Annotated in this window: 17 protein-coding genes and 4 tRNA genes; 7 read left to right on the plus strand and 14 right to left on the minus strand. The window is 59.9% G+C overall.

The annotated features are described in order from the left end of the window. Positions 1–190 precede the first annotated feature (190 nt). Entirely contained in the window at positions 191–1,153 is a 963-nt protein-coding gene (locus J3P81_RS18025; RefSeq protein ID WP_434560135.1) for a zinc-binding dehydrogenase, read from the minus strand. Between the two features lie 139 nt (positions 1,154–1,292). Here J3P81_RS18025 and J3P81_RS18030 point away from each other — a divergent pair, with 139 nt between their 5' ends. Both J3P81_RS18030 and J3P81_RS18035 read left to right on the plus strand, forming a co-directional pair. Beyond that, positions 1,293–3,371, plus strand: coding sequence for a carboxy terminal-processing peptidase (locus J3P81_RS18030; protein WP_434564134.1), 2,079 nt, complete (start codon positions 1,293–1,295; stop codon positions 3,369–3,371). 130 nt (positions 3,372–3,501) lie between these two features. After that, on the plus strand, positions 3,502–5,289 hold the full coding sequence (locus tag J3P81_RS18035; protein ID WP_434560137.1) for a bifunctional diguanylate cyclase/phosphodiesterase: 1,788 nt from the start codon (positions 3,502–3,504) through the stop codon (positions 5,287–5,289). A gap of 157 nt (positions 5,290–5,446) precedes the next feature. Here the strand turns inward: J3P81_RS18035 and J3P81_RS18040 are convergent, their stop codons facing one another. The 7 genes from J3P81_RS18040 to J3P81_RS18070 all read right to left on the minus strand — a co-directional run bounded on the left by J3P81_RS18040 (position 5,447) and on the right by J3P81_RS18070 (position 13,475). Next, on the minus strand, positions 5,447–5,797 hold the full coding sequence (locus J3P81_RS18040; protein ID WP_420766993.1) for a hypothetical protein: 351 nt from the start codon (positions 5,795–5,797) through the stop codon (positions 5,447–5,449). Beyond that, entirely contained in the window at positions 5,794–10,587 is a 4,794-nt protein-coding gene (locus tag J3P81_RS18045; protein WP_434560139.1) for an RHS repeat-associated core domain-containing protein, read from the minus strand. Before J3P81_RS18045 ends, J3P81_RS18040 begins: the two co-directional genes overlap by 4 nt. Before the next feature lie 199 nt (positions 10,588–10,786). Beyond that, complete coding sequence (locus tag J3P81_RS18050) at positions 10,787–11,188, minus strand: sel1 repeat family protein (RefSeq protein ID WP_434560141.1); 402 nt, start codon at positions 11,186–11,188, stop codon at positions 10,787–10,789. Beyond that, positions 11,188–11,559 (minus strand): hypothetical protein, encoded by a 372-nt coding sequence (locus J3P81_RS18055; protein WP_003179080.1) that lies wholly within the window; start codon positions 11,557–11,559, stop codon positions 11,188–11,190. The genes J3P81_RS18050 and J3P81_RS18055 overlap by 1 nt, the downstream gene beginning before the upstream one ends. Beyond that, complete coding sequence (locus J3P81_RS18060; protein WP_434560143.1) at positions 11,556–11,897, minus strand: helix-turn-helix domain-containing protein; 342 nt, start codon at positions 11,895–11,897, stop codon at positions 11,556–11,558. The genes J3P81_RS18055 and J3P81_RS18060 overlap by 4 nt, the downstream gene beginning before the upstream one ends. A 114-nt stretch (positions 11,898–12,011) precedes the next feature. Then, the gene (locus J3P81_RS18065; protein ID WP_420767871.1) at positions 12,012–12,467 is read right to left on the minus strand and encodes a YkvA family protein; all 456 of its coding nucleotides are present in this window, start codon (positions 12,465–12,467) and stop codon (positions 12,012–12,014) included. A 294-nt stretch (positions 12,468–12,761) separates the two neighbouring features. Continuing rightward, the gene (locus J3P81_RS18070) at positions 12,762–13,475 is read right to left on the minus strand and encodes an FKBP-type peptidyl-prolyl cis-trans isomerase (RefSeq protein ID WP_030142016.1); all 714 of its coding nucleotides are present in this window, start codon (positions 13,473–13,475) and stop codon (positions 12,762–12,764) included. A gap of 270 nt (positions 13,476–13,745) precedes the next feature. On the opposite strand from J3P81_RS18070, the gene J3P81_RS18075 reads away from it, so the two are divergent. Together J3P81_RS18075 and J3P81_RS18080 are read left to right on the plus strand one after the other, a co-directional pair. Then, the gene (locus tag J3P81_RS18075; protein ID WP_434560145.1) at positions 13,746–15,551 is read left to right on the plus strand and encodes a di-heme-cytochrome C peroxidase; all 1,806 of its coding nucleotides are present in this window, start codon (positions 13,746–13,748) and stop codon (positions 15,549–15,551) included. 31 nt (positions 15,552–15,582) lie between these two features. After that, a complete protein-coding gene (locus tag J3P81_RS18080; protein WP_434560147.1) occupies positions 15,583–16,719 on the plus strand; it encodes a catalase family protein in 1,137 nt (378 codons plus the stop codon). Positions 16,720–16,809: 90 nt separating this feature from the next. Here J3P81_RS18080 and J3P81_RS18085 read toward each other — a convergent pair. The 4 genes from J3P81_RS18085 to J3P81_RS18100 form a co-directional block, all read right to left on the minus strand. Further along, a tRNA-Asp gene (locus J3P81_RS18085) sits at positions 16,810–16,886 on the minus strand. A gap of 17 nt (positions 16,887–16,903) precedes the next feature. Then, positions 16,904–16,979, minus strand: a tRNA-Val gene (locus J3P81_RS18090). A gap of 176 nt (positions 16,980–17,155) precedes the next feature. Then, positions 17,156–17,232 (minus strand) — tRNA-Asp (locus J3P81_RS18095). A gap of 19 nt (positions 17,233–17,251) precedes the next feature. Then, positions 17,252–17,327: transfer RNA gene (locus tag J3P81_RS18100), tRNA-Val, on the minus strand. 160 nt (positions 17,328–17,487) lie between these two features. Here J3P81_RS18100 and rdgC point away from each other — a divergent pair. The 3 genes from rdgC (at position 17,488) to sugE (ending at position 19,946) form a co-directional block, all read left to right on the plus strand. Then, positions 17,488–18,408 (plus strand): recombination-associated protein RdgC, encoded by a 921-nt coding sequence (gene rdgC / locus J3P81_RS18105; protein WP_434560149.1) that lies wholly within the window; start codon positions 17,488–17,490, stop codon positions 18,406–18,408. A gap of 141 nt (positions 18,409–18,549) precedes the next feature. Next, positions 18,550–19,515, plus strand: a complete 966-nt coding sequence (locus J3P81_RS18110) for a bile acid:sodium symporter family protein (RefSeq protein WP_420767875.1) — start codon at positions 18,550–18,552, stop codon at positions 19,513–19,515. 116 nt (positions 19,516–19,631) lie between these two features. Further along, complete coding sequence (gene sugE, locus J3P81_RS18115) at positions 19,632–19,946, plus strand: quaternary ammonium compound efflux SMR transporter SugE (protein ID WP_434560151.1); 315 nt, start codon at positions 19,632–19,634, stop codon at positions 19,944–19,946. Positions 19,947–20,052: 106 nt separating this feature from the next. On the opposite strand, the gene J3P81_RS18120 is transcribed toward sugE, so the two are convergent. Together J3P81_RS18120 and J3P81_RS18125 are read right to left on the minus strand one after the other, a co-directional pair. Next, positions 20,053–21,927, minus strand: a complete 1,875-nt coding sequence (locus J3P81_RS18120; protein ID WP_434560153.1) for an MFS transporter — start codon at positions 21,925–21,927, stop codon at positions 20,053–20,055. A 225-nt stretch (positions 21,928–22,152) separates the two neighbouring features. Next, complete coding sequence (locus J3P81_RS18125; protein ID WP_434560155.1) at positions 22,153–23,313, minus strand: TDT family transporter; 1,161 nt, start codon at positions 23,311–23,313, stop codon at positions 22,153–22,155. Between the last annotated feature and the right edge of the window lie 40 nt (positions 23,314–23,353).

Consider the following 23,353-nt stretch of genomic DNA (forward strand, 5'->3'; position numbering starts at 1 on the left):
CGAATCACCGACCAAAGGTCTGCTTGAATTGTTCGTCGATCAAAAGTGATAAGTGAGTACCGGCCTGTGTATTACGGCAAAAAAACAAACCTGTGGGAGCGAGCTTGCTCGCGATGGCCGTCGAGCATTCAATAGCTTTGTTGACTGTCACACCGCTATCGCGAGCAAGTTCGCTCCCACAAGGTCTGTATCAGCTCAAGCTTTCATCGACCACCAGCACCAGTTTTCCGGACACCTGATTGGTCGCCAGCTCCGCAAACGCCGCCTCGGCATCGGTGATTGCAAACGTCCTGGCCAACTGCGGACTCAGGCGTTTATCGGTAAACAGCGGCCATACGTTCTGCCCCAATTCGCTGATCAAGTCAGCCTTGAACTGATCGTTGCGACTGCGCAGGGTCGAACCCAGCAGTTGGATGCGCTTGCCCAGCACCTGGGCCAGGTCGAGTTCGGTCGTGCGGCCGCCCATGAGGCCGATCAGCACCCAGCGGCCGTCAACTGACAAAAGTTTCACGTTGAGGCCGGCGTAGTTCGCGCCGACCGGATCGAGAATGACGTCGAAGGGCGCGAAGTCGTTCAGGCTGTTGATATCGTCGGTGCGAACCACGCCGCCCTGGGCCCCCAATGCTTCGCAATAGGCCAGGCGATCCGCCGAACCGACGCTGACCCAGCACGGGTTGCCAAACGCCTTGCAGAGCTGGATCGCCGCCGAACCGACGCCACTGGCGCCGGCATGCAGCAACACTTTTTCACCTGGCCGCAGGCCGGCAAGCTGGAACAGATTCAGCCACGCGGTGCCGTAGACCTCAGGCAGCGCGGCCGCTTCGGCCATCGACAGGCCTTCCGGCACGGGCAAGACATGGCGGCCATCGACCACTACCTCTTCGGCCATTCCCCCGCCAGCCAGCAACGCGCAGACGCGGTCACCGACCTGCCAGGAGGAGCCCGGCCCGACTTCACTGATCACTCCCGAACATTCCAGCCCCAACACCTGGCTCGCGCCGGGTGGCGGTGGATAATGCCCGGCTTTTTGCAGCAAATCGGCCCGATTCAGGCCGGCGGCAGCCACGCGGATGCGAACTTGGCCCGCATCGCAGGCCGGACTTGGCTCATCTGCCCATACCACTTGGCCTTCAACGCCTTGCAATGCTTTCACGGTGCCTCCATAGTGAGTCTCGACTGGGCCCGCTGCTATAACGCCGGGCTTTCTTGCATTATGCGCCCGGGCCACATGGAACCGGCGACTTCAAAGACGGCCTAATATGCGTTATCAATTGTCCCTGCGTCGAATCAGCATGAAGCACTTGTTCCCCAGTACTGCACTTGCCCTCTTCATTGGCCTCGGCGTTTCGACGCTTTCGAGCACTGCGCTCGCGGCCAACAGCTGGGACAAGCTTCAGCCCGATCGCGACGAGGTGATCGCCAGCCTTAACGTCGTTGAGTTGCTCAAGCGTCATCACTACAGCAAGCCGCCGCTCGATGACGCGCGCTCTGTCATCATCTATGACAGCTACCTGAAGCTGCTTGATCCGTCGCGCAGCTATTTCCTGGCCAGTGACATTGCCGAATTCGACAAGTGGAAGACTCAATTCGACGACTTCCTCAAAAGCGGCGACCTGAACGCCGGGTTCATTATCTACAAACGTTACCTGGACCGCGTCAAGGCGCGCCTGGATTACGCCCTTGCCGAATTGAACAAGGGTGTCGACAAAATCGATTTCAATGCCAAGGAAACCTTGCTGGTCGACCGCAAGGACGCGCCTTGGCTCAAAAGCACGGCCGAACTCGACGACCTGTGGCGCAAACGCGTCAAGGACGAAGTGCTGCGCATGAAGATCGCCGGAAAGGATCCCAAGCAGATCCAGGAAACCCTGACCAAGCGCTACAAGAACCAATTGGCGCGTCTGGACCAGACCCGAGCCGAGGATATCTTCCAGGCCTACATCAATACCTTTGCAATGTCCTACGACCCGCACACCAATTATCTGTCGCCGGATAACGCGGAGAACTTCGACATCAACATGAGCCTGTCACTGGAAGGCATCGGCGCGGTCCTGCAAAGCGACAACGACCAGGTCAAAATCGTGCGCCTGGTGCCCGCGGGCCCGGCGGACAAGACCAAGCAGGTCGGTCCGGCGGACAAGATCATTGGTGTCGCCCAAGGCAACAAGGAAATGGTCGACGTGGTCGGCTGGCGCCTGGATGAAGTGGTCAAGCTGATCCGTGGCCCGAAAGGCTCGGTCGTCCGCCTGGAGGTCATTCCGGCCAGCAATGCGCCAAATGACCAGACCAGCAAAGTCGTATCCATCACCCGTGAAGCAGTGAAGCTGGAAGAACAGGCCGCGAAGAAATCGGTCCTGAAACTCAAGCAGGACGGCAAGGACTACAAGCTCGGCATCATCGAGATCCCGGCGTTCTACCTGGACTTCAAGGCTTTCCGCGCCGGAGATCCGGACTACAAGAGCACCACGCGCGACGTCAAGAAGCTGCTGACCGAACTGCAAAAGGAAAAGGTCGACGGCGTCGTCATCGATTTGCGCAACAACGGCGGCGGCTCGCTGCAAGAAGCCACCGAATTGACCAGCCTGTTCATCGACAAAGGTCCGACCGTGCTCGTGCGCAATGCCGATGGCCGGGTCGATGTGCTGGAAGATGAGAACCCGGGCGCATTCTACAAAGGCCCGATGGCCTTGCTGGTCAATCGACTGTCCGCTTCGGCCTCGGAGATTTTCGCCGGTGCCATGCAGGACTACCACCGCGCCTTGATCATCGGCGGCCAGACTTTCGGCAAGGGCACCGTGCAGACCATCCAGCCGTTGAACCACGGCGAACTGAAACTGACCCTGGCGAAGTTCTACCGTGTTTCCGGCCAGAGCACTCAGCATCAGGGCGTGCTGCCTGATATCGATTACCCGTCGATCATCGACACCAAGGAAATCGGTGAAAGCGCCCTGCCCGAAGCCATGCCGTGGGACACCATCCGTCCCGCGATCAAGCCGGCCGTGGACCCGTTCAAGCCATTCCTGGCCCAGCTCAAGTCCGAACATGACACCCGCACCGCCCAGGACGCAGAATTCGTGTTCATTCGCGACAAGCTGGCCTTGGCGCAAAAATTGATGACCGAAAAAACCGTCACGCTCAATGAAGCCGACCGCCGCGCACAGCATGCCGACATCGAGGCCAAGCAACTGGCGATGGAAAACCTGCGTCGCAAGGCCAAGGGCGAAGAGCCGCTCAAAGAGCTGAAGAAAGAAGACGAAGACCTGATCACCGAGCCGGAAAAGACCAAGCCGGAAGATGATGCCTACCTGAGTGAAACCGGGCGAATCCTTTTGGATTACCTGAAACTCAACACGGCGGTCGCCAAGCACTGAGATGATGGCCATTTAATGGTGATGCTCGTCGGAGTGTCATCAAACTGACATCAGTCTGTCGTGAAATACAGGACCGGGCGCGCCCCAGCAGGGGTTGCGCCCCGTCCTTTTTTTATCGCCAGAGACTGCCATGACCACGATAGAACAGCTGGGTGCCTTGAGCTCGATCCTGAGTCAAAGCGGTTTGCACAGTCTGTTCCAACCCATCGTATGCCTCTCCGAACGACGCATCCTGGGTTACGAAGCGTTGACTCGCGGCCCATCCAACAGCCCCTTGCACTCCCCTGTCGCATTGCTGTCGGTGGCTCGCCAGGCCGGGCGGCTCAGCGAACTGGAGCTGGCCTGCCGTCGCAGCGCCTGCCAGCGCTTCAATGAGCAAAAACTGCCGGGCAAGCTGTTTCTCAACGTCTCGCCCGAATCCCTGCTTGAATCGGCACACCAGACCGGTCGTACGTTGCAGTTGTTGCAGGACTTCGGCATCCCGCCCAGCCAAGTCGTCATCGAACTGACCGAACAAACCCCGATCGATGATTTCCAGCTCCTGCAAACCGCTCTGCATCATTATCGGGCGATGGGTTTTTCCATTGCGCTGGACGACCTTGGCGCCGGTTATTCAAGCCTGCGGCTCTGGTCGGAACTGCGCCCCGATTACGTGAAGATCGACCGGCACTTCATCGATGGCATTCACCAGGACGCGCTCAAGCGAGAATTCGTGGGTTCCATCCTGAAAATCGCCCAGGCATCACGGGCCCAAGTGATCGCCGAGGGAATAGAACTGCCGGAAGAACTGGCCGTGCTGATCGAGATGGGCGTCGATCTGGTCCAGGGTTATCTGCTTGCCCGGCCCCAGGAACACCCGTGCCAGGATGCCAAAGCGCTGATGCCCCGGCAGGACAGCGGGGTGGTGCCCTTGGGCGATGAAGTGAGCGACCTCGGCGCCCTGCTCAACGAACAACCGGCGGTGGCCCACGACACCCCGACGGCGGCAGTCCTGGATGCGTTCCGCCGCCAGGCCAACCTCAACTCCCTAGCAGTGTTGGATGACCGTGCCCAGCCGTGCGGCATCGTCCATCGTCATTCGCTCTCGGACGCGCTGCTCAAACCATTCGCCACCGACCTCTTCGCGCGCAAGCCCATCAGCCGCCTGATGAGCGACGACTTCCTCGCGGTGGAACTCAACCAATCGTTGCAACAAGTCAGCCGCCTGATCACCAGCCGCGCCCGACAACGCATCGAAGAAGATTTCATCATCACCCTCAATGGCAGCTACATGGGATTGGGGCGCGTGATCGACGTGCTCAAGCTCATCACCGAACTGAAGATCCAACAGGCCCGCTACGCCAACCCGCTGACCTTGCTGCCCGGCAACGTGCCGATCCAACAATGCCTTACCCGCTTGCTGCAGCAGCGTCAGGAGTCGGTAATCTGCTACGTCGACATCGACAGCTTCAAACCCTTCAACGACATCTACGGCTACGGTCGCGGGGACGAAGTCCTACTGTGCCTGGCGCAATGCCTGAACGAACGCATCGACCCCAGCCGCGACTTCGTCGGCCACATCGGCGGCGACGACTTCCTACTGGTCCTCGGCCCGGATGATTGGCGCAAACGCCTGACCCAATTATTGAAAGACTTCCAGAACCACTGCCGCCGCTTCTACCGGCCCGAGCACTTGGAGGCTGGTTGTTTTACTGCGCTGAACCGACAGGGGGTGCGGCAGGAATTTGCGTTGCTGTCGCTGTCGATTGGGGTGGTGCACCTGCGCTCGGAGGCTTGTGCGGGGCTGGATGCCAGTCAGCTGGCCGAACTCGCTTCCCAGGCTAAGCACCATGCCAAGGAAATTGTTGGGGGGAGTTTATACTTGATTAATGGTGCGATCGAGCAGGTACCGGTCCTGGAGTTGGGGCTGTCGGTGTGAAAATGGGTGCCTTCACCCCAACGGCATGGCAGCTACAAATCCTGTGGCGAGGGAGCTTGCTCCCGCTGGGCTGCGTAGCAGCCCCTCTTATGGAAAACGTTGTGTGTCTGGTTAATTGCGTAGGCTGTTTCTAGATTTATAACCAACCCTAACTTAATCAGATTGCCTCGGCTCTATACTTCATTAAAGAAGCCAGTAGAACCCTCATAAATCTGCGCTGATCTTCAACCTTCTGATCGAAGTATGTATCCAAATTTAAAAAAACTCTATCAAAACTGTCATCGCACCCTAAGAAATAGGCAAGAGTATCAATTAGTAAAATCTGCTCTTTTGAAGTGTGACATAAAAAATCCGGACGAATCAACAAGTCAAATAGCTGGCTCAATTCCTCGTCATCATTTACATTTTTTGAAGTTATTATTTCCTCACGCGCCACATCATTAGTATTCTCAATACTGAAAACAAAAAGCAACCCCCAAATACAGTGCAAATCAAACGGTTTTTTCATGTGCTCGGTCCTGTATAAGCTGTCTTAGGTAGGCCACTTGTATCAAGAATAACAATCGCCTTAGTTTGCTGTATATACTCCAAACCATCTCTTTTATAACCCTCACCAATTACCCGCCCCATTTCAATTGGTTCTTTAGACTCGGCGATTCCTGCTCGCCTGAAAATCAATTGAGCTCGATAAATAGCATTGAGCTGATCACGATGATTAAGGAAACGAGTTGCGGCAGACGGAATAGCAGGTAGCCCTGCATTACTTCCACTGTGATATACATCGATTTGCCCAGTGCCAGGATTTCGCCCTGTCGTAACGCGCTCCAACTGAGCCTCCGTAGTAGTCTGAGCACCATGTTTCTGTAGGAAATGCGCGCCTGGTATCGATCGCTCCATCTCATCCAAACGCCGATAAGCATTCGTTTCCGCCAACGCATCAATCCGAGCCCTCCGCTGCTCCGCCGTCATCGGCAACGCAGGCTCACCCTCATCTACCCCAACCTTAGTCGCCGGGTCTTGTTTACCAATGGCAGGTTTTTTACATCCGTCGCCAGGGCAACCTTCCAACCCCAACGGATCCACCCACCCCGTCGGGTTCAGGGTGTACCGATACCCATTGAGCCCACCCTTGAGCTTGCTCGGATCCAGCGTCAAATACCGTCCCGTCTCCGGATTGTAGTACCGGTGCCGGTTGTAATGCAGGCCGCTTTCCCGGTCGTGGTATTGCCCCTGAAAGCGCAGCGGTTGCTCCAGTCGTTTGCCGTCGCCGTGGCGCAGTTCGGTGAGTTTGCCGTAGCCGTTGCAGCGCGCGGCCCAGACGACTTCGCCTTGGTGGCTGGTCAGTTCCTGGGGAGTGCCGAGGTGGTCGAGGTGGTAGTAGAACGGCGTGGCTTTTTCCGGGCCTGCGCCTTCCAGCAGGGCCAGGGGGCGGAAGGTGCCGGGTTCATAGACGTAGCTCTGGTAGTGACGGTCGCTGCTTTCAGCGATGACCTGGTCGCCCTGCCAGATGAATTCCGTGGTGAGGCCGTCCACGGTCTTCTCGATGCGTCGGCCGAAGGCGTCGTAGCGGTAGGAGGTTTCGCTCCCGTCGGGGGTGGTGACGCCGATGAGCCGATGTTGGCTGTCGTAGCGGTATTGCGTGACGAGGCACTGGGCATGGCCGCGGCGTTCGCGGACCAGGTTGCCGTAGGCGTCGTAGTCATAGTGACGATCACCCTCCATCAGCAGGCGGTTGCCCTTGAGGGTGGTCGGGCCGGGACGGTCGTTGAACAACACATTGCCGGCCGGGTCGTGGGAGAAGTGTTCCGGGGGTTGGCTGTGGGCGTAGTCGATGCGCACCAGGCGATCCAGCGCGTCGTACTGGTAGCCGCGTCGGTTTCGCGTGTCGGAAAGCGCGGCGAGGTTGCCGTTGGCGCTGTAGGAGTAGTCACGCCAGAACAGTTGTTTTTGCTGGCTTTGCCACACGGTCTGGGCCTTGAGGCGACCCTGTTCGTCGTAGCTGTAGTCGCTGAGCAACTGGCCCTGCTGGCGCTGGCGTTCGCGGCCGCCCTTGAAGCGGTGTTCGGTCAGGCACGTGCCGTTGAGGTCGATGGTGATCAGCGCCCCGCCTCGCAGGTGGCGGTAATCCAGGGTGCTGCGATCGGGCAGGCGGCAATGGACCAACCGGCCGACATTGTCGTAGCGATAATGCAGGCTCGCCCAACCCTGGTGTTCGGCGACGAGGCGGTCCTGGTTGTCGTATTCGTAGGCCAGCGGCCAATGGCCGTCTTCAACGCTGATCAGTCGCCCGAGGGCGTCGTAGCCGTACTCGACCGTGGCACCGTCGGGCAAGGTCTTGCGCAGCAGGCGGCCGGCGGTGTCGCGTTGGTAGGCGGTGATCCGCTGGCTGCCGTCGGCGCCGAATTCGGTCTTTTCCAGCAGGTGGCCGTTGAGGTCGTAGGCGTAGCCGGTGCGCTGGCCGTCGAAGCCGGTTTCCTGTCGGATCAGTCCGTTGGGCGTGTAGTCCAGCTGATACTTTTCGCCGGATTCGTTCTCGATTTCGGTCAGCAACAGCCGCGCCGAGTCGTAGCGGTACTTCAGTTCGCTGCCGTCGGGGTTGAGGCGGCGGCTGACAAGGTGCAGATCGTCGGCGTATTCGTAGCGGGTGATGCGCCCCAGTTCGTCCCGCTCCGCGGTGACCTTGCCGTAGGCGTTGTAGCTCCATGCACGGGTCGCGCCGGTGGGCAGGGTGGTCTGTAGCAAGCGGCCCACGGCGTCCCATTGGTAATGGGTGACGGCGCCGCGTTCGTCTTGACGGGTCAGCAGACGGCCCAGGGCGTCGTAGGAAAAAACTCGCTGGCCGTCGTCCGGCAGGATTTCTTCCGTCAGTTGGCCCAACGGGTTTCGCACAAAATGATGGGCACCGCCGTCCGGGTAGCTGATGGTGTTCAGTTGCCCCTGGTCGTCGTAGTGATACCAGGTGCTTTGGCGAGCCGGGTCGACGACTTCGATGATGTCGCCCTGGGCATTGCGCCAGTAGGTCCACACGGCCTTGCCGCGAGTCCGGGCGTGCAGGAAACCGTTTCGGTATTCGTAGGACGTGGGCTCGCCTTCCGGCGGAATCAGCGCCACCAGCCGTCCGACTTCGTCGTAGCGGTATTCGGTGACGGCGCCCAGCGGGTCTTGCTCGGCGATCAGCCGGCCCTGTTCGTCATAAGCCTTGAGGTGTTCGCCGCCGGCGGGATCGACCTGGCGCACCAGCCGCGCGTGGTCGTCGTGGACATACACGTCCTGGCTGCCATCGATATGCCGGACCGTGACGCTGCCGTCGTCGCCCCAGGTGTAGCGGCTGTCCATCTGCGCGAACGAGGCCCAATGCCGGACACAGCGCGCCGCCGGGCCGAGGCCTTGCCACTCCCAGTAGAAACTCGCGCCTCCGGCCAGTTGCCGCTGGAGGATGACGTGCTGGTCGTCGTAGTCGTAGCGCTCGCTCTCGCCGGCGGCGTTGGTCGCTTCGATGAGGCGCGAACGCGCATCGTAGCGGTAGGTCACCAGGGTCTGTTCGGTGCGCCAGGCTTCGTCGAGGGTCAGCGCCGGGTGGAAGCTCTGATAGTCGATGGCGACCAAGTGCCGATGTTCGTAGCGCAAACGCAAACAGCGGCCGGCACCGTTGTCCAGACGGCTGATGTCGCCGTAGATGTTGCGTTGGACGGTCAGGCGGTTGTCGTACCGATCGCTCAGGGCCGTCAGATGACCGTCGCGAAAATGTAGGAAAGGAGCGTCTTCGTCGGGCTGGGCGACGATCAATTCGTCCGGCTCGTTGCTCAGGTAAATCGCCGCGCGGGCCAGGCTGTTGTGGATGGCGGGGCGTTGCAGGCTGGGCCGGGGAAACGTGGTGCGGCGGTTTTCCTGGTCGACCCAGGTCACCTGCTCGCCGTCGATCAACAGGCGATGGGCCAGGGCATGGGTCCATCCGCGGCCGAGCCCGATGTCCAGGTCGGCGGCGCTGGTGCGGTAGAGGCGGGTGAAGACGAAGGGCAAGCGGCCGTCGAGGGTGCCGTCTTCGAGGGTGAGCAGCTCTTCGCCGGTGACCATGGACACCGGGCAACCGTCGGTGCGGGTCTGGGCGGCGCTGTCGGCGGGGTCACCGTTGGGGTTTTTCGATTGGGCGGGGGCGTCTTCGTGGTGTTCTTGCTTTTTCAGCGTGGTGTTGCGCTGCGCATCCCAGCGCAACTGCATGCGCCCCTTCTTTACGCCGGCGGCAATGCCCCGCGCGGCCACAGCCTTGTAGCGGTCAACGTAGCCCATGAAGCCGTTCACCAGCTCGAAAATGGCACTGATGAAACGCTTCACGGCATCCAGCAGACGAGCACCGTGCCGGCCCAGGCGCATCGAGAGATAAGCAATGCCCGCGCCTGCCCCGACGAAGGTCAGCACCACGCCGATCAACAGGTCAATGACCAACTGCACGACCACTGTGGATAACACCGTCGCCGTGTCGCCCGCCAGTTCACTGGGGGGCAGCATGTCCAGCCAGAGACTGGCGGTGCGCACCAACAAGCACAGCGCCGCTTCGTCGCTGGCGAGCAATTGCAGCTTCGCCATGACCAGCGGCGCCGACTCGGCAAGCTGGGCCAGCTCGGCTGCGCTGCTGCCCAACCGTCCGCCGAACCGGGAGGGATCCTTGAGGATGTCCGACAGCAAACTGATGCTGTCCCACACGCCTTCGATCGCCGCCCAACCGCCGGCGAGCAAGCCATTGCCCACCGCTACCGCCGAAGTCGCCAATGACTGCTGGGCCCACTGCGGCTTGAAGCCCTGCCACTCGCCGCGAAGCCAGTCCGTCAGATCATTCGTCAGGCCGTCGTAGGAAGAAAACAGCTCATCGATTCGCTTGGGGGACACTTCGCCCTGGACACGCACCCGGTAAGACCGCCCCGCCTCGCCCTTGAAGCGACCCACGCCCTGAGCATCCAGCGTGACCGGCGTGGCCTCGCCCGTGTCCACCGCCACCACATCCACCACGATATCGCCCAGCGGGATGTCGTACACGGACTCGAGCTTGCTCTCGATCGTCATGATCCCGCCTTGCGGGCACTGGGCGACGACGGATAGAAAGTCCCTGTCCCGGACGTCGACTGCCGTGGTGCTTTGGCCGAAACGAATCAGTCGTTCCATGCCCATCAGCGAAGGCAGGTCGGCCGCTTGGCTGAGGCGATCCGCAGCCCGGCTATACCAACGATCAAGCTGCTCGCGATAAAGCGAAAGGGTGTCCTGGAAGCTGTCGAGTTCAGCCTCGATGCGGCGCGCCTGATCCATCAGCGCATGGCTCGATCAAGAACCGGCAGGAGAAAACGATCGGGCATGGGCAAGCGTCTCGCAAGAAATCGGAGCGCGAGACTTTGCCGGGGACGGCTTGGGAAATAAGTCAGATAAGGAGGCGGAGCGCGTAGGACAATTCTTTGATTAGCCCCGCAGGGCAATCCCCCTCAGAACGGGGGAATAAAGACTGAGGAAACTAAGGTTCCTGGCCCTTGAGCGACTTGAGCTTTATTTCAGCCAGTGGGTGCCCAGCCTTTGCGGCCAAGGTCCACCAGCGAGCCGCTTCCACCGGATCCGGCGCGCCAGTGGTGCTGCCGGCAAGGCTGATGACACCGAGCTGGTATGCGGCTTTGCCATCGCCGGCCAGTGCGGCGAGGCGCAGCAAGCGAATGCCCTCTTCCCGGGCGCCCAGCCCTTGGCCACGAAATGTCAGGATGTGCCCGTAGAAACTCTGGGCGCCAACGTCGCCCAGGTTCGCCATGCGTGCGAACTGACCTTCGAGCCAGGCCCAGCCACGCGGCTGTCGAACGAACCATGGCCAATGAAACAACCGGCGCGCGAGCCAATAACCAGCACGGGCCTTGATACGCCAGAGCACTAGGCTTCCGCCGATTCGGGATATTCGTACTCGAACACCCGGACCACTTCCGAAGCATGCCAGGACGCGGCGGCTACGCCGTCGGAAGGACCGGAAAAGCGCCCAAGACGCTCGACGCATTCGAAAAATCCAGTACGCGGCAGCCGGCTGGCGCCTTGGCTGATGACCAGCGAACTGCGCAGCGGTTGTTCGGCGCGGGCGTCCAGCGCGGCCAGGTGTTCAAGCGCTGCGGTCAAGGTCTGCATGGCCGGGCTGGGGAGTTGCAAGCGTTCCAGCAAGGCGCGATAGGTCAACAAATGGCGCTGGCGCCGCGCCTGGTCCAACTCACCCAACAACCCGTCCCAATGTTGCCGACTGATGCGTACACTCACGATTCATCCCTCCAACCCGGCACCGTCAGTTCCCAGGCCAGACTGCGCTTGATAGCGGCGTCGGGCTGACGCTCACCACTCTCGATCATGGCCAGATAAGACGGGCTGATGCCTACCGTGCGGGCCAACGCCTCGATGGCGATGCCCTTCCCTTCGCGCAGACTGCGCAATTGATCCAGACCAGGGAGAACCTGGCCGGGTGCCGCCGCAGGCTGGACGTCTGCCTCGCGCGGCGGAGCTTGTTTAATGCCTGCTGCCTTCAATAACGACTGGTACTGATCCCACGGTAAAACCGCGTACTCGGGCTCTCCGTCGCGTGTGATTACTTGAATATCCATGACTACCCCGTAGGACAACAACACTTAGCGAGTCAGCTTTTTTCCTAGGAAGTGTAATCCTAAATAGCGGCTAAGGTCGCGGGGGCGATGATCTTCTGAAGGGATAGGGCTGGATCAGATCTTTTTCGGGCGTTGGAGCTGAAGTTGTTCCGGGGTATCGGGAAGTCTTTCCACCAACGCGAGCTTCTCGGGTGACTGCCGGTCTCGCCAGGCACGGAAGGCGCTCAGTTCGTCGTCGAGCGTCTTCATGATCCACGCCAGCACGGCGATGTCGTCGAACATGCCGAGCATGGGCAGCAAGTCCGGAATCGCGTCCAAGGGACTCAGGAAATACATGAGCCCGGCCACTATCGAAAGCAACGACTTGGCGCTGACTGCCCGGTACTCACCACGCCAGTAAGCCAGGCACAACGCCTGAAGCAAGCGCAGGTCGTCCTTGAGCTTGCCCAGCCGCCCTCCTTCACGCGCGCCCTTGCTGGCGACGGCAAACAGTAATGTCGGCAATCGGCCGCGGGCCAAAAGCCGTCCCGCCAGGGGCAGAAATCTCGTGAAATTCCACGGCGCCTTCATTTCTTCTCCCACTGAAATGTTATCCACACAAATTGTGGATAACCTTGTGAACAGAGCTGCATTTCACCGCTGAAGCCCACGGTTCATAAGGGCTCGGCTTAGATCGGGCGTTTTTTACTCACATAAAAAAACCCAATATTTCATTGACTTGGTTGGCCGACTGGGTCTAGCACGACGCCTGTATTGCCTATGACTGTGGTCGCTGCCGGGCGTTCGGTTTTTTTGTTCATTTGCCGAAAGCCGAATGCAACAACGCCCCGCATGAGCGAGGCGTTGTCTTTATAGCAGACGCGATTACTTGGCTGCGTCTTCTTTTGCCGGGTCCTTGATGGCCAGCAGCTCCAGGTCGAACACCAGGACCGAGTTGGCAGGGATCGCCGGGCTCGGGCTCTGGGCGCCGTACGCCAGGTCACTTGGGATGTACAGCTTGTACTTCTCACCGACGTGCATCAATTGCAGGCCTTCGACCCAACCTGGGATCACACCGCTGACCGGCAGGTCAATCGGGCTACCACGCTCCACGGAACTGTCGAAGACAGTACCGTTGGTCAGCTTGCCGGTGTAGTGAACGGTCACTACGTCGGTCGGCTTGGGCTGCGCGCCGTCGGCTTTCTTGACGACTTCATACTGCAGGCCCGAAGCGGTGGTGGTCACGCCGGCCTTCTTGCCATTTTCTTCGAGGAATTTCTTGCCAGCCGCAGCCGACTCTTCGCTCATCTTGGCCATGCGCTCTTCGGCACGTTTTTGCAGTGCGGCAAAGGCCTCGACCAACTCTTCGTCTTTCAGCTTCTGTTCTTTCTTGCCGACGGCATCTTCGATGCCCTGGGCCACTGCTTTGGAGTCCAGGTCATCCATACCTTCCTGAGCCAGGCTCTTGCCCATGTTCAGGCCGATACCGTAGGAAGCTTTCTGCGCCGGGGTTTTCAGCTCTACGCTGGTCTGCGAGTCGCAACCCGCCAGTACCAGGCCAACCAGGGCAACCGCCGCCGCCAACCGATGCTGTTTCATGCTATTTCCTTGTTCATGCGCCTAAAGGGCAATCGAGTAAAGCCGCGAGCTTATCAGGCGGCCACGACCAATGGCTACCGGCATGTGAGCCGCAAAGTGATGATAAGTTCAGGCCGGCAAACGCTTTTTAATCCTGGGCAGATGAAGCATCTGTCATCTATTACGAACCGGGACAAATAGCCGCCCCGCCGCCAGCCCACGGTAATGGCCACTTGCCGGCCAAGCGGCACTGAGGCATAAGGGCATATCAAAAAAAACAAGGACGTTACCGTGCGCCTCCTCTCTCGCATTCTTTTGCTGATCCTCACACTGCTGGTCGTCGCCGCGGCCGTGGTGCTTTATTACGTCGCCAACCCGCGCCTGCCCGCCTATACACCTGTCGAACAGGTGCATTACCTGGAGCAATGGAGCCCCGCCGAGCGCCAAACCTACTACTTCACGCCCCAGGGCACCCAGGTCAAAGGCCTGCGCTATGACTGGTTCACCGCCTTGGAACTTCCTTTTTCGCAACAGCGCTTCGCTTCGCCGGAGTACCTGGCGCGCTTCGGTTTCCTCGTCGATCCGGCGCAGAAGGCCACGCCGGAAAACCCCGGCAACCTGCCGGTAGGCTTCACGCGGCACCAAAACGCCAACAGCAGCGAGCAATATCTGGACATCACCTGCGCGGCCTGCCACACCGGCGAATTGCGCTTCAAGGGCCAAGCGATACGGATCGACGGCGGTTCAGCCCAGCACGTGTTGCCATCGACTGTTCCGACACTGCGTGGAGGTAGTTTCGGACAGGCATTGGTCGCGAGTCTCGCCTCGACTTACTACAACCCATGGAAATTCGAACGCTTCGCCCGCCAGGTGTTGGGCAACGACTACGACGCCCGCCATGAAGAGTTGCGCAAGGCGTTCAAGGTGTCCCTGAACACTTTTCTGCGCACGGCCTGGAACGACACCCACCGCGGCCTCTACCCTACCGAGGAAGGCCCTGGCCGTACCGACGCCTTCGGCCGTATCGCCAATGCAAGCTTTGGCGATGCCATCTCGGCAGAAAACTACCGGGTCGCCAACGCGCCGGTGGATTACCCGCAATTATGGGAAATGTGGACATTCGACTGGGTGCAATGGAACGGCTCGGCCCAGCAACCGATGGCCCGCAATGTCGGCGAAGCGTTGGGCGTCGGTGCCACGTTGAGCTTCTTCGACGCCCAGGGCAAACCGCTACAGGGCGACGCACGCTATCCATCCAGCGTACGCGTGCGCGACCTGAACAAGATCGAAGAAACCCTGCAACTGCTCAAGCCCCCAGCGTGGCCGGAAGCATTGCTGGGCTCGATCGACAAGCCGTTGGCCGCAAAAGGCCGGGAGCTGTTTACCGAAAACTGTGCCGGCTGCCATGTGCCCAAGGTTATCCAGGGCCCCGACAGACCGGTCCAGCAATTGCACATGCTGCCGGTGAAAGTGATCGGCACCGACCCCGGCACTGCGAACAATATCGCCGACCACCGTTTCAATCTGACCAGTCTGCAATGGGATCCGGCTGAACTGGCGAAGCTGGATGTACAACTGCACCCGACCCCGACAGAGCCACTGGACCTTAGCCGGGTCTCGGTCGCCAAGGGCCTGGCCTATGTCACGGCATTCGTCGAAAACCGCGCCTATCGCGACGCCGGCGTCACGCCAGCCGAGCGCCCGGCCCTGGATGGTTTTGGCCTGCCCATCGGCGTGCGTGAACTGCGCGCCTACAAAGCGCGACCGCTGGCGGGCGTCTGGGCCACCCCGCCCTTCCTGCACAACGGCTCCGTGCCAACCCTCTATCAATTGTTGTCGCCCCAGGCTGAGCGGGCCACCACCTTCTATAAAGGCAGCTTCGAGTACGATCCGCGGCACCTGGGCTATCGCACGGAGGCCTTTGCCAATGGATTTCTCTTCGATACGCGGGTCACTGGCAATCACAACAGCGGCCATGAGTTCCGCGCGGGCGAGCGAGGCAATGGCGTTATCGGTCGCTTGCTGCAACCGCAAGAGCGCTGGGCCTTGCTGGAATATTTAAAGGTGCTCGGCGGGCCACTGGAGTCGCAACTGTAATGACGAACCCCACAGGTAAAAGGATGTTTGCATGCTGATCACGCTCTGGCTGCGCCTCGGCGCCTTTTTGGGCAAGACGCTTCTATGGCTGCTGGGCATCGGGCTGCTCGGCTGGGCCCTGGCTGCCGCTTGGTTCGCCTGGCAACACAGCGGACCGGTCCCGGACAAGGAACAGATACCGCCCGACGAAAGCGCCATGACCCAGGACATCATCCAGACCGCCATCCGCATCGTCGACCAGCACCGCGAAGGTACCCGCTACCTGCGCGATGCCCATGCCAAAGCCCACGGTTGCGTCATGGCCGAAGTCCAGGTGCCCAGTGACCTGCCTGCGCCATTGCGCCAGGGTGTGTTCGCTGAACCGGGCAAGACCTGGCAGGCAACGATCCGCCTCTCCAATGGCAACGCTTATCCCCAGTTCGACAGCCTGCGCGATGCGCGGGGGATGGCGATCAAACTGCGGGACGTGCCCGGCAAGCAACTGCTGGCTGATCGGCAATCACAGGGCGAGCAGGACTTCGTGATGTTCAATCATCCGAATTTCTTCGTCAGTGATGTCGCCGAGTACCGTCAGAATGTGGCCGCGCAAGCCGATGGAAAAAAGGCAATGGCGTTCTTTCCAAGCCTGGACCCACGCACTTGGCAGATCCGCCATCTGTTTATCGCCCTGGCGACACTTTCGCCGCCTCCGGCAAGCCCGACCCAGACCACCTATTTTTCGGTTTCGCCTTACAAGTTCGGCGAAGCCAATGCCAAGTTTCGCGTCACGCCGGATGCAGACAGTTGCCCAGGCTACACCTTGCCGCCTCAAAACCAGGATCTGCCGAATTTCTTGCGTAGCGCGCTGAATCAGCAGTTATCCACCGATCGCGTGCCGGCCTGTTTTGTCTTGCAGATCCAGCGCCAGGACCCGAGCAAATACATGCCGATCGAAGACACCAGTATTGAATGGAAGGAAAGCGATGCGCCGTTCGAAACGGTAGCGCGGATCAAGGTTCCGGCACAGGATTTCGATACGCCCAAGCTGAACCTGGCGTGTGACAACCAGTCTTTCAACCCGTGGTTTGGCATCGAGGCCCATCGACCCATTGGTGGGATCAACCGTTTGCGCAAGGCGGTGTACGAGGCGGTCAGTGATTACCGCCACAGCCGGAACGCTGAGCAGTAGCAAGGGGCCAAATGACAGGCAACAAAAAGCCCGCTCAATGAGCGGGCTTTTTGGTTAGCACTTGGCGTTCAGTGTTCCAAGTGCCGAATATGGCGCAGCGGACGGGACTCGAACCCGCGACCCCCGGCGTGACAGGCCGGTATTCTAACCGACTGAACTACCGCTGCGCGTAACATTGAAAGTTTGGTGGGTGATGACGGGATCGAACCGCCGACATTCTGCTTGTAAGGCAGACGCTCTCCCAGCTGAGCTAATCACCCTTCACTTTCGATGCGGGGCGCATTCTCTCACAGTTTTTTATAACGTGCTGATTTAATTGATAAATTCAGCAAAAAAATGTGATTCACACGCACCGCGGTAACTGCAAACAGCAAAAAGCCCGCGTTAGCGGGCTTTCTGTGGTGACCTGGCGTTCAGTGTTCCAGGTAACCGAATATGGCGCAGCGGACGGGACTCGAACCCGCGACCCCCGGCGTGACAGGCCGGTATTCTAACCGACTGAACTACCGCTGCGCGTAACACTGGAAGCGAATGGTGGGTGATGACGGGATCGAACCGCCGACATTCTGCTTGTAAGGCAGACGCTCTCCCGGCTGAGCTAATCACCCTTCACTTTCGGTGTGGCGCGCATTCTACGGAGCACTCCCCGACCTGGCAAGCACTTTTTAAATTAATTTTTTCAGGTCTTCCAAAGGCTTAGCGAAGGGTTGGCCTATGACGCCGCGAAGAGAATAATGCCCCCCTTTGTATAAAGGAGAGACTCACCCCATGTGGTTCAAGAACCTGCTTATCTATCGCCTGACCCAAGATCTGCCTTTTGATGCCGAGGCGTTGGAAACTGCACTGGCGAGCAAACTGGCGCGCCCCTGTGCAAGCCAGGAGTTGACCACTTACGGTTTCGTCGCGCCATTTGGCAAAGGCGAAGACGCACCCCTGGTGCACGTCAGCCAGGACTTCCTGTTGATCGCCGCACGCAAGGAAGAACGCATCCTGCCGGGCAGCGTCGTGCGCGACGCGGTCAAGGAAAAGGTCGAAGAGATCGAAGCCGAGCAAATGCGCAAGGTCTATAAAAAGGAACGGGACCAGATCAAGGATGAAATCATCCAGGCGTTCCTGCCTCGTGCGTTTATCCGACGCTCGTCTACCTTTGCCGCCATCGCGCCAAAACAGGGCCTGATTCTGGTCAACTCCGCCAGCCCGAAACGTGCCGAAGACCTGCTCTCCACCCTGCGCGAAGTCATCGGCTCACTGCCGGTACGCCCACTCACAGTGAAGACAGCGCCTACCGCGATCATGACCGACTGGGTCAAGACGCAGAAAGCTGCGGATGATTTCTACGTTCTGGACGAATGTGAGCTGCGCGATACCCATGAAGACGGTGGCATCGTCCGTTGCAAGCGCCAGGACCTGACCAGTGACGAGATCCAACTGCACTTGAACACCGGCAAGGTGGTGACGCAGCTGTCGCTGGCCTGGCAGGACAAGCTGTCCTTCGTGCTCGACGACAAGATGGTGGTCAAGCGCCTCAAGTTCGAAGACCTGTTGCAGGACCAGGCGGAGCAGGATGGCGGCGATGAAGCCCTCGGCCAACTGGATGCCAGCTTTACCCTCATGATGCTGACGTTCGGCGAATTCCTGCCGGCGTTGGTTGAAGCGCTGGGTGGGGAAGAGATTCCGCAGGGGATCTAAGAAGTAACGATTGCCCTGTGGGAGCGAGCCTGCTCGCGATAGCGGTATGACAGCCACCGAGGTGTTGACTGACACGCCGCTATCGCGAGCAAGCTCGCTCCCACATTAGTATTTGGTGTTCTTAATAATAAGGATCAGGTCATGCGTGCGTTGGCTGCGTTAAGCCGCTTTGTCGGCAATACATTCGCTTATTGGGTGCTGTTCTTTGCGGTGCTGGCGTTCATGCAACCGCAATGGTTCGTCGATTTGAAAGTCGCCATCGTGCCACTGCTGGGACTGGTGATGTTCGGCATGGGCCTGGCACTCAAGCTCGAAGACTTCGCCGAGGTGGCTCGTCGTCCAGGACGCGTGGCCCTGGGCGTGATTGCCCAGTTCGTGATCATGCCGGGCACCGCGTGGCTGCTCTGCCAAGCGTTCAGCCTGCCGCCGGAAATTGCCGTCGGGGTCATTCTGGTGGGTTGCTGCCCGAGTGGAACCTCGTCCAACGTCATGACCTGGCTCGCACGCGGTGACCTGGCGCTGGCCGTGGCGATTTCCGCCATCACCACCCTGCTTGCCCCTTTGCTGACCCCGGCGCTGATCTGGCTGCTGGCGTCGGCCTGGTTGCCGGTGTCGTTCTCCGCCTTGTTCTGGTCGATCCTGCAAATCGTGTTGCTACCCATTGCCTTGGGCATCGTTGCCCAGCGCTTGTTGGGTGCGCGGGTACGTCACGCCGTAGAAGTCCTGCCGCTGGTATCGGTGGTCAGTATCGTGATCATCGTCGCCGCCGTGGTGGCGGCCAGCCAGGCGAAAATCGCCGAATCCGGCCTGTTGATCATGGCTATCGTCATCCTGCATAACAGCTTCGGTTATCTGCTGGGGTATTTCACCGGTCGGCTGTTTGGATTGCCACTGGCCCAGCGCAAAACCTTGTCCCTGGAAGTAGGCATGCAGAACTCCGGCCTAGGCGCGGCATTGGCCAGTGCGCACTTCTCGCCGCTGGCGGCGGTGCCCAGCGCTTTGTTCAGCGTCTGGCACAACATCTCCGGCGCCCTGCTCTCGACCTGGTTCCGTCGCATGAGCGAAAAGCAGGACAGAGAAGAGCTCTCCCGGCAGACGGCGGACTGACAGGCGGACTTGACCGAACAGTCAGCATTGGGCATTCTGGCGCCCGATGCGGGGACGACCCTGCGCGCCATAGCGTTTTTGTCCGGGGACGACCCCATCCATCGATGAGGTGTGTGATGTCCTGGATCATTCTATTTTTTGCCGGCCTGTTCGAAGTCGGCTGGGCTGTCGGCCTTAAGTACACCGACGGTTTCAGCCGCCCGCTTCCTACCGCATTGACCATCGCGGCCATGGCGATCAGCCTTGGCCTGCTGGGCCTTGCCATGAAGGAAATGCCGCTGGGTACGGCCTACGCAATCTGGACCGGGGTCGGTGCCGTAGGCACGGTGATCGCCGGGATCATTCTGTTTGGTGAATCGATGGCACTGATCCGATTGGCCAGCGTCGCGTTGATCATTGCCGGGCTGATCGGGCTCAAGGCCAGCGCTTAAGCCTCCACCGCCTTCGCGAGCACGCTCGCTCCCACAGTCGACCGAGTGAATGCGGTCCATTGTGGGAGCGAGCCTGCTCGCGAAGAGGCCCGCAAAATAACAGCTATCACCTGACAGCCCCACGTAACTCGCCCACCAACGCCTGCAACTTCGCAGGCTCAGCCGACTCGACCGCTACCGCCGTCCCCGCCACCAAGGTCACGCGGGACCAGAACCGACGGAACATCCCTTTACCCGGGTCGCGACTGAAGAAACTCCCCCACAAGCCCTGCAACGCCAGCGGAATCACCGGCACCGGCGTTTCCTGAAGGATGCGCGTCAAGCCGCTCCTGAATTCATTGATCTCACCGTCGGCGGTCAACTTTCCTTCCGGGAAGATGCACACCAGTTCGCCGTTTTCCAAATATTGGGCGATACGGCTGAAGGCCTTTTCGTAGATATGAATATCTTCCTGGCGTCCGGCAATCGGAATCGTCCCAGCGGTTCGAAAGATAAAGTTCAGGACCGGCAGGTTGTAGATCTTGTAGTACATCACGAAGCGAATCGGCCGACGCACCGCACCGCCAATCAGCAAGGCATCGACAAACGACACGTGATTGCACACCAGCAGCGCGGCACCCTCATCGGGAATCGCCTCCAGGTTGCGATGCTCCACACGGTACATGGAATGGCTGAGCAGCCAGATCATGAAGCGCATGCTGAACTCGGGGACGATCTTGAAGATGTAGGCGTTGACGCCAATGTTCAGCAGCGACACCACCAAAAACAGCTGGGGGATCGACAGCTTGGCCAGGCTCAGCAGGACGATGGAAACGATCGCCGAGACCACCATGAACCAGGCGTTGAGAATATTGTTGGCGGCGATCACCCGCGCCCGCTCGTTTTCAACGGTACGCGACTGGATCAGCGCATACAGCGGCACGATGTAGAAGCCGCCAAAGATACCCAGGCCGAGGATATCGATCAGGACCAGCCAGGCGTGGCCAAACCCGAGAATCTGCAGCCAGCCATGGCCGTCGGCGCTGTCGGGGATTCCACCGGAGTGCCACCACAGCAGCAGGCCGAACACCGTCAGCCCGAACGAACCGAACGGCACCAGGCCGATTTCCACTTTGCGCCCTGACAGTCTTTCGCAGAGCATCGAACCCAGGGCAATCCCTACGGAAAAAACCGTGAGAATCAGGGTCACCACGGTTTCGTCGCCGTGCATCCATTCCTTGGCGTACGCGGGAATCTGCGTCAGGTAGATCGCCCCGACGAACCAGAACCAGGAGTTGCCGACAATGGAGCGGGACACCGCCGGAGTCTGCCCGAGGCCCAGCTTCAAGGTCGCCCACGATTGGCTGAAAATATTCCAGTTCAAGCGCATCTGCGGCGAGGCCGCCGCCGCCCGTGGGATGCCGCGACTGGCGAGGTAACCGGCCACGGCAATGCCGACAATGGCCACCGACACCACCGGCGCGTAGTGCGCCGAAGACATCATGATCCCCGCACCGATGGTCCCCGCCAGGATGGCCAGGAACGTACCCATTTCCACCAGGCCATTGCCACCGACCAGTTCGTCTTCGCGCAGGGCTTGCGGCAGGATCGAATATTTCACCGGCCCGAACAACGCCGAGTGGGTGCCCATGGCGAACAGCGCCACCAGCATCAGCCACAGGTGATCGAACAGGAAACCCACCGCGCCGACCGCCATGATCGCGATTTCGCCCAGCTTGATCAGGCGGATCAAGGCGTCCTTGGCGAACTTCTCCCCAAACTGCCCCGCCAGCGCCGAGAACAGGAAGAACGGCAGAATGAACAGCAGCGCGCAAAGGTTGACCCAGATCGAGCGGTCGCCCTCGATGGCCAGTTTGTAGAGGATGGCGAGGATCAATGATTGCTTGAAGACGTTGTCGTTGAACGCGCCAAGGGACTGCGTAACGAAGAACGGCAGGAAGCGCCGCGTGCGAAGCAAGGTGAACTGTGAAGGGTGACTCATCTTCCATGTTCCTGAGTGGCGTGGACGCTTATTGGAATGACGCTTTTTCGATCCAGGCCACACATTACCTGTCTTTGGCGATTATTTCCCCAGCACTTCCTGTGTCCTGTTTCGCAAATACGTTTCTTTTTGGCGAGTGGCTGTTGTCGTCAGGCAAGGCGTAGCAAAGAGTCATAGTCCGTTATGGCGAGGAGCGGCAACGCTGCATGACGACAACAGACGCAGTCAAGAAGGAGCAGTATTTGAGGTACAGGACACTAGGCACGGCGACACAAACAACTCGCCATGCCAGGCGCCGACCAGCGTGCGCCAGCTGACGATCATCCACATCACCACCAGCAGCGCCACCAGCCCGCAGCCGAACACGCTGAAGAAATCCAGGTCCAGAAGGCTTGCCAGCTTCAGCGTCGTCAGCGCATACACGCCCAAGGGAAAGGTGAAGCCCCACCAGCCGAGGTTGAACGGGATGCCTTCACGCAAATAGCGCGCGGTGATCAATAGCGCCATCAACATCCACCAGAATCCGAAGCCCCACAGGGTGATACCGGCGACCAACCCCAGGCCCGATGCAACCTCGCCCACGCCCGGCAGGCCATTGGCGGCAAGGATCACCGGCGCATCGCCGCCCAGCACCAACATGCCCAGTGCGCCGGTGCCGATGGGGCCGAGGGCCAGCCAGCTCGAAGCGGCCATGTTCTCGTGGGGCAGTTTGTGCAAGGCCATGCGCAACAGCAGGATGGTCAGAATGCTGAACGCCACCGGTAGGGAAAATGCCCAGAGTATGTAGCTGGTGACCAATATGATCAGTTGCGAATGCACGTCAGCCAGGTGCGGCGCCAGCAGGCCACCGCTGACGGCGGCGACTTCGGCGGCCACCACGGGCAACAGCCACACGGCGGTCATCTGGTCGATGCGGTGTTCCTGGCGGGTGAACATCAGGAACGGGATCAGCACACCGCAGGCCAGCGACATCGCCACGTCAGTCCACCACAACGCCTCGACCAGCGACAACACGCCCTCGCCCCAGCGCGGTACGCCGAACACCAGGAAACCGTTGATGATCGTTGCCAGCCCCATCGGGATCGTGCCGAAGAACATCGACACGGTTGAATGCCCGAAAATCCGCCGGGCCTCGTCGAAGAACAACACCCAGCGAGCAGTGTAGAGCCCGGTGAACAGGGCAAACAGGACGATATTGAACAGCCACAATCCTTGCGCAATCGCATATACGCCAGGGTTGGCCCCAGGCAGTTGTGCCAGGGCCAACGCCAGCACACCGGTGCCCATGGTCGCGGCAAACCAGTTCGGCGTGAATTGGCGGACGACCTCCAATGGCCCCGGCAAATGGCTCAGCGGTCGAAAACGGTTTTCAGCAAAGCAGGTCATGATCACTCCTCTCCTCGGATGAGGTGGAGCTATGCTAGAA

The organism is Pseudomonas sp. R1-6, from assembly GCF_051132115.1.
In the GTDB taxonomy this organism is placed as follows: Bacteria; Pseudomonadota; Gammaproteobacteria; order Pseudomonadales; family Pseudomonadaceae; genus Aquipseudomonas.

Bases quoted from the DNA above. Each gene is read 5' to 3' on its own strand.
- J3P81_RS18030 (WP_434564134.1), top strand. From the start codon at position 1,293: ATGAAGCACTTGTTCCCCAGTACTGCACTTGCCCTCTTCATTGGCCTC.
- J3P81_RS18035 (WP_434560137.1), top strand. From the start codon at position 3,502: ATGACCACGATAGAACAGCTGGGTGCCTTGAGCTCGATCCTGAGTCAA.
- J3P81_RS18040 (WP_420766993.1), bottom strand. From the start codon at position 5,797: ATGAAAAAACCGTTTGATTTGCACTGTATTTGGGGGTTGCTTTTTGTT.
- J3P81_RS18045 (WP_434560139.1), bottom strand. From the start codon at position 10,587: ATGGATCAGGCGCGCCGCATCGAGGCTGAACTCGACAGCTTCCAGGAC.
- J3P81_RS18060 (WP_434560143.1), bottom strand. From the start codon at position 11,897: ATGGATATTCAAGTAATCACACGCGACGGAGAGCCCGAGTACGCGGTT.
- J3P81_RS18065 (WP_420767871.1), bottom strand. From the start codon at position 12,467: ATGAAGGCGCCGTGGAATTTCACGAGATTTCTGCCCCTGGCGGGACGG.
- J3P81_RS18070 (WP_030142016.1), bottom strand. From the start codon at position 13,475: ATGAAACAGCATCGGTTGGCGGCGGCGGTTGCCCTGGTTGGCCTGGTA.
- J3P81_RS18080 (WP_434560147.1), top strand. From the start codon at position 15,583: ATGCTGATCACGCTCTGGCTGCGCCTCGGCGCCTTTTTGGGCAAGACG.
- rdgC (WP_434560149.1), top strand. From the start codon at position 17,488: ATGTGGTTCAAGAACCTGCTTATCTATCGCCTGACCCAAGATCTGCCT.
- J3P81_RS18110 (WP_420767875.1), top strand. From the start codon at position 18,550: ATGCGTGCGTTGGCTGCGTTAAGCCGCTTTGTCGGCAATACATTCGCT.
- sugE (WP_434560151.1), top strand. From the start codon at position 19,632: ATGTCCTGGATCATTCTATTTTTTGCCGGCCTGTTCGAAGTCGGCTGG.
- J3P81_RS18120 (WP_434560153.1), bottom strand. From the start codon at position 21,927: ATGAGTCACCCTTCACAGTTCACCTTGCTTCGCACGCGGCGCTTCCTG.
- J3P81_RS18125 (WP_434560155.1), bottom strand. From the start codon at position 23,313: ATGACCTGCTTTGCTGAAAACCGTTTTCGACCGCTGAGCCATTTGCCG.